The 12,541-nt window shown below is 68.9% G+C and carries 10 protein-coding genes; 6 read left to right on the top strand and 4 right to left on the bottom strand.

Features of this window, described 5'->3' with window-relative positions:
• Window positions 1-169: 169 nt before the first annotated feature.
• The 4 genes from AWB89_RS22745 (at window position 170) to AWB89_RS28345 (ending at window position 5,168) form a co-directional block, all read left to right on the top strand.
• Complete coding sequence (locus tag AWB89_RS22745) at window positions 170-2,743, top strand: SpoIIE family protein phosphatase (RefSeq protein ID WP_085176704.1); 2,574 nt, start codon at window positions 170-172, stop codon at window positions 2,741-2,743.
• Window positions 2,743-3,066, top strand: a complete 324-nt coding sequence (locus AWB89_RS22740) for an STAS domain-containing protein (protein WP_085176702.1) — start codon at window positions 2,743-2,745, stop codon at window positions 3,064-3,066. The genes AWB89_RS22745 and AWB89_RS22740 overlap by 1 nt, the downstream gene beginning before the upstream one ends.
• A 16-nt stretch (window positions 3,067-3,082) precedes the next feature.
• On the top strand, window positions 3,083-3,865 hold the full coding sequence (locus tag AWB89_RS22735) for a 3-hydroxybutyrate dehydrogenase (RefSeq protein ID WP_085176700.1): 783 nt from the start codon (window positions 3,083-3,085) through the stop codon (window positions 3,863-3,865).
• A 187-nt stretch (window positions 3,866-4,052) separates the two neighbouring features.
• Window positions 4,053-5,168: a PE family protein gene (locus AWB89_RS28345; RefSeq protein ID WP_162293335.1), complete on the top strand. Its 1,116-nt coding sequence runs from the start codon at window positions 4,053-4,055 to the stop codon at window positions 5,166-5,168.
• On the opposite strand, the gene AWB89_RS22725 is transcribed toward AWB89_RS28345, so the two are convergent.
• The 4 genes from AWB89_RS22725 to AWB89_RS22710 all read right to left on the bottom strand — a co-directional run bounded on the left by AWB89_RS22725 (window position 5,165) and on the right by AWB89_RS22710 (window position 9,360).
• Window positions 5,165-5,491, bottom strand: a complete 327-nt coding sequence (locus AWB89_RS22725; RefSeq protein ID WP_142282611.1) for a hypothetical protein — start codon at window positions 5,489-5,491, stop codon at window positions 5,165-5,167. The two genes, AWB89_RS28345 and AWB89_RS22725, sit on opposite strands and share 4 nt — an antisense overlap.
• Before the next feature lie 117 nt (window positions 5,492-5,608).
• Window positions 5,609-6,346, bottom strand: coding sequence for a VldE C-terminal domain-containing protein (locus AWB89_RS22720; RefSeq protein WP_142280057.1), 738 nt, complete (start codon window positions 6,344-6,346; stop codon window positions 5,609-5,611).
• 52 nt (window positions 6,347-6,398) lie between these two features.
• Window positions 6,399-8,036, bottom strand: a complete 1,638-nt coding sequence (locus tag AWB89_RS22715) for an L-lactate permease (protein WP_085176693.1) — start codon at window positions 8,034-8,036, stop codon at window positions 6,399-6,401.
• 400 nt (window positions 8,037-8,436) lie between these two features.
• Window positions 8,437-9,360, bottom strand: a complete 924-nt coding sequence (locus AWB89_RS22710; protein ID WP_085176691.1) for an NmrA family NAD(P)-binding protein — start codon at window positions 9,358-9,360, stop codon at window positions 8,437-8,439.
• A 194-nt stretch (window positions 9,361-9,554) separates the two neighbouring features.
• Here AWB89_RS22710 and AWB89_RS22705 point away from each other — a divergent pair, with 194 nt between their 5' ends.
• Both AWB89_RS22705 and AWB89_RS22700 read left to right on the top strand, forming a co-directional pair.
• Window positions 9,555-10,172 carry a DUF3060 domain-containing protein gene (locus tag AWB89_RS22705; protein ID WP_085176689.1) on the top strand — a complete coding sequence of 206 codons (618 nt, stop codon included), beginning with the start codon at window positions 9,555-9,557 and terminating at the stop codon, window positions 10,170-10,172.
• Window positions 10,173-10,243: 71 nt separating this feature from the next.
• Window positions 10,244-12,532, top strand: a complete 2,289-nt coding sequence (locus AWB89_RS22700; RefSeq protein WP_085176687.1) for an MMPL family transporter — start codon at window positions 10,244-10,246, stop codon at window positions 12,530-12,532.
• Window positions 12,533-12,541 lie beyond the last annotated feature (9 nt).

Raw genomic sequence — 12,541 nt, 5'->3', positions numbered from 1 at the left:
CGCGCGCGTTTGTAGGCAAATCGCGATCTGTGCGCAGCCTCGATGCCCACGGCCCGCTGACCAAAGCGCAACGGTGGACTGGCCGGGAGGCGAACGACGACTTCGCCAAATGCCACCGAACTGCCCCCAAATGGAAGACGGCGCGCATTTAACAACTAAGTTTGTCTTCATGGGGGCCGACGAACGGGACGACTCCACGTTCACCTGGCAGGGCCGGCGTGAGCTGGAGGGCCCTGTGCACGAACAGCTCGACGAGCTGGTGGCGGCCCGCGACCAGCTGGAACAACTGGTGCGGGTCATCGTCGAGATCGGCTCCGATCTGGACTTCGAGGTGACGTTGCACCGCATCGTCGATGCGGCGATGGAGCTGACCGGTGCCCCGTACGGCGCCCTGGGGATCCGCTCGTCCGACGGCGCCCTGGTCTCCTTCGTGCACGCGGGTATCGACGACGACACGGCGCGGCGGCTGGGCGAGCTGCCGGTTGGTCGGGGGCTGCGCGTCGACGACGTCAGCGGTGACCCGCAGACAAGCGGGCTGGACGTGCGCGGCACGCCGATACGGGCCCTCCTCGGAATACCGATCACCGTGCGGGCGGCCGACTTCGGCAGCCTCTATTTGGCCGACGATCGGCCGGGCCGGGTGTTCTCCGACATTCAGGAGGGCGCGGTGCGGGCAATGGCCACCGCCGCGGCCGCCGCCATCGACAACGCGCGGCTGTTCGAGCGGGAACGCGAATCGGCGAAATGGACGAAGGCCAGCCGCGAGATCACGACCGCGCTGCTGTCCGGGGCCCCGCAGACGGGACCGCTGCAACTGATCGTGAACCGGGCGCTGGAGCTGGCCGACGCCGAACAGGCGATCTTGCTGATCCCCAAAGAGCCGGACCTGCCCGCCGACGAAGTCGACACCCTCGTCGTGGCCGCCACCGCGGGCCGGTACTCCGCTGAGGTGATCGGCCGGCAGGTTCCGATGGAGGGATCCACCACGGGCGGCGTGGCGCGGCGCGGGCTGCCGCTGATCACCGATTCGTTCCAGTACCCGATCGAGGGGTTCACCGATGTCGGTGAACGCTCGGCGACGGTCATGCCGCTGATTGCCGACGACAGGGTGCTTGGCGTCATCGCCGTCGCGCGCCACCCGCAGCAGGCCCCGTTCGACACCGATTACCTGGAACTGGTCAGCGACTTCGCCCGGCACGCCGCCATCGCTTTGGCGCTGGCCGCCGGTCGGGAACATGCGCTCAATCAGGAACTCGCCCAAGCGGACACCGTCGACGACGCGCTGCGCGCCGCCGCCGAGGAGCTGCGCCGGCTATGGCGGGCCCGGCGCGTCCTGGCAGTCACCTTCCCGGCCCACAGTTCCTCCACCGAAACCGTTTACAGCGCACCGCAAGTGGTGTCGGTCGGGGAGCCCACGCAATGGGCCGACCTACCCGCCGACACGCGAAAGATGCTCGGTTCCCTGCGCGAGGGCGACCTCCTCACCCCCAACGCGACTCAGCCCGGGACGGCCGGGATCGCGCTACAGCATCCCGAGGGTGTGCTCGTCGTGTGGCTGGACTTGGCCGAGCAGCGCCCGTTTACTCTCGAGGACCAGACCCTGCTCACCGTGCTCGCGGGCCGGCTCGGCCAGGGCCTGCAGCGCGTGCACCAGGTGGATCAGCAGCGCGAGACCGCCCTGGCGCTGCAGCACGCGATCCTGGGTCCCGCCGAGTTGCCGCACGGGTTCGCGGTGCGCTACCAGGCCGCCAGCCGACCCTTGCAGGTGGGCGGTGACTGGTTCGACATCGTCGATCTGGACGACGGGCGCATCGCGATGGTCGTCGGCGACTGCGTCGGCCATGGCCTTGCCGCGGCCACCGTGATGGGTCAGATGCGCAGCGCCTGCCGCGCCCTGCTGTTCGAGAACCCCAGCCCGGCCGCCGCGCTCGCCGGGATGGACCGGTTCGCGGCGCGGCTGCCGGGCGCCCAATGCACCACCGCCGTCTGCGCGGTGCTCAACCGCGATACCGGCGAACTGGTGTACTCCAGCGCCGGCCACCCGCCGCCGATCCTGGTCCACTCCGACGGCACCACCGAGATGCTCGACGACGGCCACACCATCGCGCTGGGAGTGCGATCCAGCTGGCCCCGCCCCGAGGCCCACGTCACCATCCCGGCGCGCGCGACCCTGCTGCTCTACACCGACGGCCTGGTCGAACGTCGCCGTAGCCCCCTGCACCAGGGCATCTCCCGCGCCGCCGGCCTCCTTCAGGACGGCCGCACCTCCACGCTCGAGGATCTGGCGGACCAAGTCATGTCCGGACTTGCGCCGAGCGGCGGCTACCAGGACGACGTCGTCCTGCTGCTCTACCGGCATCCCGCGCCGCTGGAGCTGACGTTTCCCGCGGACGTCAGCCAGCTCGCCCCCGCGCGCACCGCGCTGCGCACCTGGCTGACCCAGGCCCGGGTGGACCCGGATCAGACGGTGGACGTGCTCGTCGCCGCCGGCGAAGCCGTCGCCAACGCCATCGAGCACGGTCATCGCCACGCCCCCGAGGGCATGATCGTCCTCGGGGCGACCGCGCTCGTAGACCGGGTGCAGCTGACCATCACCGACACCGGCTCGTGGAAACCACCGCAACCCGCCGCCAGCGCCAACCGCGGCCGGGGCATCGCGCTCATGCGCGGCCTCATGCAGGACGTCACCATCAGACCCGGGGCCGCCGGAACCACAGTTCACCTATCCGCGAGGATCACCTGATGACCACGCCGCTCACCCTCGACACCGCGCGCCGCGACGACGGCAATCTCGTCCTGACCGCGGCCGGCGAAATCGACCTGAGCAACATCGACGCCTTCAACAAGGCCCTCACCACCGCCACCAGCGAAGCCGGTGACAGCGGCGAAACCCTCACCGTCGACCTCAGTGCCGTGGAGTACCTCGACAGCGCCGCCATCAACGCCCTGTTTGCCCGCGCCGACGACATCCGCCTCGTCGCCCACCCGCTGCTGATGCCGATCCTCAACGTCAGCGGCCTCACCGAACTCGTCACCACCGAACCCGCGCCGTCCATCGAACGCTGACGCCGGCGGAAACCCGATGATCCGCGGAAAGTCCGTTCTCGTAACGGGTTCCACGTCAGGCATCGGCCTGGGCATCGCGCGCGCCTTCGCGGCGGAGGGCGCGAATGTGACCCTCAACGGTTTCGGTGACCCCGGGGCCGTGGAGCAACAGCGGCGCGGCATCGAGGAGACGTTCGGGGTGGCGGCCGCCTACTCGGGCGCTGACGTGACCAAGCCGGAGCAGATCGCCGAGATGATCAGCGGCGCCGAAAACGCCTTCGGGGCCATCGATGTCCTCGTCAACAACGCGGGCATCCAGTTCGTGGCGGAGGTGGAGGACTTTCCCGTCGAGAAGTGGGACGCCGTGATCGCCACGAATTTGTCGGCCGCCTTCCACACTTGTCGCTGCGCGGTCCCGGGAATGAAACGCCGGGGTTGGGGCCGAATAATCAACATCGCCTCGGCCCACGGCCTCGTCGCCAGCGCCGGGAAGGCGGCGTATGTCGCGGCCAAGCACGGGTTGATCGGACTGACCAAGGTGGTGGCGATCGAAACCGCCGACCACAACATCACGTGCAACGCGATCTGCCCCGGCTGGGTGATGACACCCCTGGTCGCGGGTCAGGTCGAAACGCGCGCCCACGCGACCGGCAAGCCCTTCGACGATGCCAAGCGGGAATTCGTTGCGGAAAAGCAGCCGATGGCCCGCTACACCACCCCGGAAGACATCGGTGCCCTCGCCGTGTTCCTGGCCGGCGATGCGGCCGGCACCATCACCGGAGCGAGTTATTCGATCGACGGCGGGTGGACCGCTCAATGAGGCGCGATGCGCCTAAGAAGTTGTTGAGATTTCCGACCATTAAGAGGCGCAGAATTCGCCCCGTTCATTTAGATCACGGCAATTGCTGAAAAGCCGAGTTTTCGTAGCTATTTCGACGCTTTCCTATTACGCTCATGTCACTTAGGTCATCGGGCGACCGTCGCATCCGACCCACGGGGAGGCGCATGTGTCATATCTGGTGACCGCTCCAGACGAGGTCGGAGCGGCGGCCCAGAATTTGGCAGGTATCCGCTCGTTGTTGGCCGGGTCCGCCGCATCCGCCGCGGCGCCCACGACTGCGGTGGCCGCCGCGGCCCAGGACGAGGTGTCCGCCTTGGTCGCGGCCATGTTCAACGATTTCGGCCAGGAATTTCAAATAATCAATGCCCAAGCCAACGCGTTTCACGGCGAATTTGTCGGACTGATTAAGGCGGGCGCGGATGCCTACCTCGGCACCGAGGCGGCCAATGCCGCGGCGGCCGCGATGGGCGCGATGAACTCGCCCCTCCAAGGATTCCTTGGGCTCTCCGTTCAGAGCGCGGCCGGCGCCGGCCGCGCGGCCGCCGTCGACCTGAGCCTGACCTCGATCCTGGGCGGCAGCGCGAGCCTGTCCCTCGATGGCGGCGTGGTGAGCCTGCCGCCGATCCTGGGCGGTGGCGTGCTGAGCGTGCCTTCGCTCGTCGCCGGTGGTGTGCTGAGCCTGCCGCCGGTCCTGGGCGGCGCGCAATTGACCGTGCCGCCGATCTCCAGCGTCGGGCCGGCGGTCCTCACCGCGCTGAGTCCGATCATCAACGGCGGCGTGGTGGATCTGCCCTCCTTCCTCGGCGGCGGGGAGCTGAGCGTGCCGTCGATCCTCGTCGGCGGCGTGCTGAACCTGCCCGCGTCCCTCGGTGGCGGGGTGCTGGGCCTGCCGTCGATCCTCACCGGTGGCCTGCTGAGCCTGCCCGAGAGCCTCGGCGGCGGCATCTTCACGGTGCCGCCGATCACCACCGTCTTGACGTCGATCGTCAACGGTGGCGCGGTCACCCTGCCGCCGGTCCTGGGCGGCGGCCAGCTGAGCGTGCCGTCGATCCTCACCGGTGGTGTGCTGATCCTGCCGCCGATCGCCGGCGGCGGCGACGTCGGCATCCCGTCGATCCTCACGGGTGGCGTGCTGAGCCTGCCCTCGAGCCTCGGCGGCGGCGACGTCGGCATCCCGTCGGTCGTCACCGGTGGTGTGCTGAGCCTGCCCTCGAGCCTCGGCGGCGGCCAACTGACCGTGCCCCCGGTGCTCACCGGTGGCCTGCTGGGTCTGTTCGGCTAGGCCGGCGCCGCAAGGGATTGCGGCTGGGTCCCCGACGCGGCCGATTCCAGGATTTCCCGGATGCGCCGCCGCGACCTCACCCAGCCCCGCACGCGCTCTTCGCCTACCTTTTTGCCGTCGCGCTTGATCACGATCCGCCACGGCACTCCGAGCCAATGCGCCACGAACCAGAAGGGCCACCACAGCCCGAGGACCACGACGCTCGTGACCAACGACCCGAGGCCGCCGCCCCCGGAATCGCTGAACATCCACCAGGACAGCCCATACCACCGGCGCCGACGCACAGACCAGACCACGCCACCCGGGTCGGTTACCTTCGCCATGCCGCCCTCATTCCTTCGTGCTATCGACTCTCGCCGAGCCGGCCATGCGCAGTCTGGGGAAGAGGCCTTGGAGGATCCTTGGAGCCCAACGGGATTGGGGCCCGCGCCGTCAATTCATCACTGTGACGGCGCCGGGGTCATGGAGCCGATGTAGTAGGTCTCGTGACCGGTCGGGTATCCGCCGCCGTTGGTGGCGATATGGACGTGGTCGTAGTGGTTGAGGGTTTCGTTGCCGTAGTCCGCCGTCCAGCTGGGTGAGCCGACCCCGGGGTAAATCTTCTGCCGCCAGATCACGTGGTTGATGCCCCACCGCTTCGCATTCGCCAGCGCATACCCGGCGATTTCGTTGCCCAGCTGGATGCCGTCGGGGGAGGAGTGGTTGGGAATCATCACGTCGATCGCCAGGCCGTTGGGGTGCCACGGCAGCGGATCCTCCCGGTACCCGTAGATGGTGGTGATCTCCGGAAACAGCACGCTGATGGCGCGGGCCGCCCAGATGGTCTTGACCTGCAGCCGCTGCTCGGACGCGACGCCGGGCGACAACGGGAACAGGAACTGCTGGGCCGCCGCGGGGGCCCCCGCCGCCAGCTTTTCCACCTCCGCGGGAGTGGCGATCTGCGGCGCCGGTCCGGCGGCCGCCGACGGTGCCCCGGCCACCATGGACGGCGGACCGGCCGGGGCGGGCGCCGGCGGTGTCGGGCCGGCGGCCGGATTGTCAACGCAGCAAGGCGCTTTGGCGCTTTCGGCATGCAGCGGCTTGGCGCCCTGGGCATAGATGATGGCGGCCGAGACCACGAGGGAGGCCGCCAACGCCAGCCAGCGGCTCCTGCCGATGGCTAACACACCTTTGCCCACGATCAGCAGCTTAGCGCCGCGCGGGACGCCCGTGGCAATCTTTTCCGAAGAATCAGGGCACCATCCACGACAGCACCGAGGCCTGCAGCCCGGACAGGGCGCAGACGAACGCCAGGAACACCAGGCTCCAGATGAACACCCGGCGGAAGATGTCGCCCTCCTTGCCGTGCACACCCACCGCGGCCGCCCCGATGGCGAGGTTCTGCGGCGAGATCATCTTGCCGAGCACACCGCCGGAGCTGTTGCCGGCGGCCATCAGCACCGGGGATAGCCCCGCCTTGGTCGCCGCGGTCACCTGCAGCGCGCCGAAGAGCGAGTTCGAGGAGGTGTCGGACCCCGTCACCGCCACACCGAGCCAGCCCAGGATGGGGGATAGGATCGCGAACGCGCCCCCCGCCCCGGCCATCCACGTGCCCAGGGTGATGGTCTGCCCGGACGCGTTCATCACGAAAGCCAGTGCCAGCACGGCCATTACGGTGACGATGGCCCAGCGCAGCTGGTGCAGCGTCGCCCCGTAGGCCTTCAGCGCCCTGCCCACGGACAGGCGCAGCGTCACCATGGTGAACACCCCGGCCACCAGCATCTGCGTGCCCGGCGTAGTCAGCAGATTCAGGGTGAAGTTCGGCAGCGACGACGGGGTGCCCTTGGCCGTGTAGAGGTGTAGACCCGGCCAATGCACGACGGAGGTCGCCTCGTCGAGGAGCTTTTTCACCGGGGCGATCTGGCAGACCACGAAGACGGCGATGACGATCGCGTAGGGCGCGTACGCGCGCAACACCTCCCCGCGTGGGTCGGGACTCGTGACGCGCTCAGTGGGCTCGGGGGCCGGCGCGTCGGCGACACCGCCGGCAGTGACCGGGGCGCCGACGTGCTCGGGACGCGAAGGACTGAGGCGAACCACCGACACGACGGCTCCCGCGGACAACAGCGACGCGATCACGTCGGCCAATGGCACCGACACGAAGTTCGACGTCGCGTACTGGCCCAGGCCGAAAACCACGCCGCCCGCCAGCGCGGGGATCCATGCTTCGCGGACGCCGCGCCGGCCGTCGACGATGGCGACCAGCGCGAGGGGGACGAAAACCGCCAGGATCGGTGTTTGGCGCCCGACCATCGCGCCGAGCGTGTCGGTCGGCAACCCTGATGTCTTGGCGAGGGTGATGATGGGCGTGGCCATCGCGCCGAATGCCACCGGCGCGGTGTTGGCGACCAGCGCCAGCACGGCCGCCTTGATCGGTTTGAAGCCCAGCGCGAGCAGCATCACCGAGGTGACCGCCACGGGCGTGCCGAACCCGGCCAGCGCCTCGAGCAACGCGCCGAACGAAAACGCGATGATGATCGCCTGGATCCGGTGATCGTCACTGACCGTCGCAAAGCTGCGTCGCAACACGTCGAAATGGCCTGTCTCGACCGTCATCTGGTAAACCCAGATCGCGTTGATCACGATCCAGAGGATCGGGAAGAAGCCGAACACGGCGCCCTCGGTGCCCGCCAGCGCCGCCTGGCCGATCGGCATCCCGTAGACCGCAATCGCGATCACGATCGCGACGGCCAGCGAGGCGACCGACGCCAGCCAGGCCCGCACCCGCAACACACCGAGCATCACGAATAGCGATGCCAGCGGCAACGCCGCCACGAGTGAGCTCCACGCCAGCGAGTGGGCGACGGGATCAAGGATCTGGCGATACATGTTGCGCACCTTCCGGACGGAGGGGTGTGAAGGGCGATTCTGGCCGCGAACCTCCTTGAGCCGCAACGGGAATCGGTGGCCGGCCGTGGGCACGCCACCGTGGTGACCGTCGTCGTGGTCGTAACAGTGCTCTACGCAGCACTCTATATCCGCGGGCGTTGTTCGCGGCGTTCTGTTTTCGTGCCAGAGAGTTTTCGGCGGCGACGTTAGCCGTGCAGCCTTTCGGTGTTCACCTCGAATTAATCTGGCCGACTGGCTCTTTGCGGCGCCACAGGTATACGCGGAGCGCGACGATCGACACGAACGGTATGTCGCCGAGCCGGCCTGCGCCGCGACGAACGCACCTCGACGACGGCGCCGCCTTGCCGGTCGGTCGCGCCAGAATCCCGACCTGGCTCGACTAGGCATCGAGGTGGGCCTCCTGCGGCGCGCCGAACGCGGTTCGGTGCTGCCGAACGAAGGCTTCCAGCGACTGGGGCGCCACGCCGCCAATTGATTCCACGACGTCGGTCACGGTGTCGAAAACACCGTGTTGGTGACTCTCGGCCACCCGCGAGAGGTGCTCGATCAAATACGGCGTCATGACGGGGACCTGTGCGAGGGCCTGCCTCCAGGCCTCGCCGGGAATGTCGACGTATTCGACGGGGCGGCCCAGCACCCGGCTGAACACCTGGGCCTGTTCCGCCACCGTCAACGACGCCGGCCCGGTGGGCACATACGTCTTTCCGCGGTGCGCGGCCGGATCGGTCAGGATGCCGACTACCACGCGCGCGATGTCTTCACCCCCGATCGGGGCGTGGGCCCCGTCGCCGTACGGAAGATAGATCTTGTTCTCAGAGCGAACGGTCGGGGCCGCGACGTTGAAGAGATTCTCCAGAAAGAACGGGGGCCGCAGGTGCGTGACACCGATTCCCGACCAGTCCAGCACCCGCTCGGCCAGCCAGTGTGCGCGAGCCGCGGGGCTGCGATGATCGGGGCCCGCGGTGATCTGGGACATGTTCACCACCGATTGCACGCCCGCCTCGGCGCCGGCCACGGCGAAGGTCGCGGTGGCCTCCAGGAGGCCCTCGGCGAGCGGATACGTGAAGTAGGCGCGCTGCACACCCTCCAGCGCGGCGCGCACGTCGCGGTAGTCGCGGAGGTCGCCGACGGCGATCTCGGCGCCGAGCTGCCTGAGTAGGTCGGCGCGTTCGTCGGCGCGACGAACGAACGCGCGAACCGTCAGCCCGCGGGCGAGCAGCAGTCGCGCCGCGTAATTGCCCGTGGCTCCATGGCTTCCACCCGCACCCGCGATCAGGTAGCGCGTGGGTGTCTGCTGTGTCATCTCGGGTTCCTCTCGAAGGCAAACACTCTGAACGCCTATACAGAGGCGGCGTGCGGCGCAAACTCATCGGCGGCCTGGGCAGTAGCTGGCCATGGCGAGCGACGACGTGGGCGCGGCAGACAAGTGCCGGTCGGGTTTCAGCCGGCGCGCGTAAGCCCACGTCCCGGGCCGCGACTTGTGGGAGCATTCCGGTCATGGACCCCGACGATCCCGAGAAGCGAATCAGGGAGTTGGAACGCCGCCTCGCCGACGCGAAAGGCGGCCCGCGGGAGAATGTCCCGGCGGGCGACGAGGTCGGATCCGCGCCGCCCGCATGGGTGCCACCGCCGCCGGGCATGAGTCCGCCCAACTACGAACTGCTGCGCCGGCAGCTGAACCGGCGGCGCCGGCTGAGCAGCATGTGGGGGATCGTCCTGATCCCCGGCATCCTGCTGGTGGCCATTCTGGTCTTCCATCCATACCGGGTGGAGAAGCACTCGCCGCCGGCCACCGCCTTGCCGGGCGCCGAACCCACCGCGGACCTGTCCAGCGCCCTGACCGTGGGTCCGGGCGGGAACCTCACCGAGGAGCCCACCAGCGACACCTTCACGGTGCTCTGTGATCGCGCCGAACTGACGATCGCCGGCAGCGGGAACTCGGCCTACGTGGCCGGACACTGCGCCCATCTCATCGTCCGGGGATCGCGCAACAAGGTGGTCGCGGACAACGCGGACGTGATCGACACCGATGGCTCCGCGAACCACGTGACCTATCACGGGGGAGCGCCACAGATCTCGGTCGGGGGCACCGACAACATCGTCAGGAAGGGCTGAGACCGCCTGCGCGACTTGGGACTGGCCCATCTACGGTGAACTCATCGAACACGAAATGAGATCCCGCTAGCGTGCTGTACGCATCCGCTCGTCTCGCCCTCGCCGCGCCCCGCCGCGTCATCGCCCTGGCGGTTCTGGTCATGATCGGCGCCGCGATCTTCGGCATCCCGGTGAGCAAGACGCTGTTGCCCGGCGGCTGGTTCGACCCCGGCTCGGAGTCGGCGCAGGCGTCGGCATTGCTCTCCCAGAAGTTCGGCCAGGGCGACATGGTCATGCTGATCACCGTCACCTCCGACGCCGGCGCGGAAGGCCCGCGGGCCAGGGCGGTAGGCACCGATCTCGTTGCACGGCTGCAGGATTCGCCGAACGTCGGGCAGGTGCAATCCGCGTGGACCGTGCCCGCGGCGGCGGCGCGCGCGTTCATCAGCAAGGACGGCAAGACGGGGCTGATCGTGGCCGCGATCACCGGCGGCGAGGCCCACGCGCAGAAGGCCGCCGAGCGGCTGTCCCACGAACTCGTTCACGACCGCGACGGCGTCACGGTGCGCGCCGGGGGCGACGCCACCGTCTTCTGGCAGGTGGACGATCAAACTCGCACGGACCTGCTGGTGATGGAGTCGCTGGCACTGCCGCTGAGCTTTCTGGTGCTGATCTGGATTTTCGGGGGCTTGTTCGCCGCGGCGCTGCCGGTGGTCGTCGGCGGATTCGCGATTCTCGGTGCCATGGCGTCGCTGCGGGCGGTGTCGCTGTTCGCCAACGTGTCGATCTTCGCGCTGAACCTGACGGTCGCGATGGGCGCGGCACTTGCCATCGACTACACGCTGCTGATCCTCAGCCGATACCGGGATGAGTTGGCGGAGGGCCAGACTCGCGAGGCGGCGCTGATCCGCGCGATGGCCACGGCCGGCCGCACGGTGCTGTTCTCGGCCACGACGGTCGCGCTGTCGATGGCCACGATGGTGCTGTTCCCGCAATACTTCCTGAAATCGTTCGCCTACGCGGGCGTCGCGGTGATCGCGTTCGCGGTGGCCGCGGCCGTCGTCGTGACGCCGGCCGCGATCGTGCTGCTGGGCGAACGGCTCGACTCGCTGGACGCGCACCGGCTGTTGCGCCGGATCCTGCGGCGGCCGGAACCCCAGCCCGCGCCCTACGAGCAGTGGTTCTGGTATCGCTGGACGAGATCCGTTACGCGCCATGCGGCGCCGATCGTCATCGCCATCGTCGCGCTGCTGCTGTTGCTCGGGTCGCCCTTCCGCGATGTGCGATGGGGCGTCGCCGACGACCGGGTGCTGCCCACCTCGGCCTCGGCGCGTCAGGTCGGCGACCAGCTGCGCACCGACTTCCCGGGCAGCGGGATCCCCGACGTCACCGTGGTGCTGCCCAACGCGACCGGCATCAGCGCCGCCGATCTCGCTGCCTACGCGGCCGCCCTGTCGCGGGTGCCCGACGTGACATCGGTGTCGTCGCCGGGCGGCACGTTCGTCGGCGGCAGGCCGGCCGGACCGCCCGCCGCGCCCACCGACTTCAAGGACCGGAGCGCCTTCCTGACGGTGAGCACCGCCGCACCGCTGTATTCGGCCGCGTCGGCCGCTCAGCTCGACCGGCTGCACGCCGTCGCCACCCCGGCGGGCAGGCCGGTGCAGTTCACCGGCGCCGCACAGAGCGATCGCGACACCGTGCACGCGATCACCACGCGCCTGCCGCTGGTGCTCGCGATCATCGCCGTGATCACCCTGGTGCTGGTGTTCTTGCTGACCGGGAGCGTGGTGTTGCCCTTCGAGGCGCTGGTGACGAACACCCTGTCGCTGGCCGCGGCGTTCGGCGCGGTGGTGTGGGTGTTCCAGCAGGGCCACCTGGGCGGGCTCGGCACCGCCGCGACCGGCACGATCGGGGTGGATCTGCCAGTCTTGTTGTTCTGCATCACCTTTGGGCTTTCGATGGACTACGAGGTGTTCCTGATCGCGCGGATCCGCGAGTACTGGCTGGCGTCGCACCGCGGTTGGGGGGCGAACGACAAGAGCATCGCGCTCGGCGTGGCCCACACCGGGCGGGTGATCACGGCCGCGGCGCTGATCATGGCGATCTCATTCGTGGCGCTGATGGCCGCCCAGGTGTCGCTCATGCGGCTGTTCGGATTCGGGCTCACGGTGGCGGTGCTGGTCGATGCCACGTTGGTGCGGACGCTGCTGGTGCCCGCGGTCATGCATGTGCTCGGCCGGGCCAACTGGTGGGCGCCCGAATCGCTGGCGCGGCTGCATGAACGGTTCGGGATCAGAGAAACCGCGGACCGCGGCCCCGGCGATGCCCAACCCGACTGGCGGATGCTGAGTCGCCGCGTGCTGTTCGGCGTCCAGAGCTAGCCGCGGCGC

The organism is Mycobacterium paraense, assembly GCF_002101815.1.
Lineage (GTDB): Bacteria > Actinomycetota > Actinomycetes > Mycobacteriales > Mycobacteriaceae > Mycobacterium > Mycobacterium paraense.
This window is presented reverse-complemented; position numbering and strand designations above follow the sequence as displayed.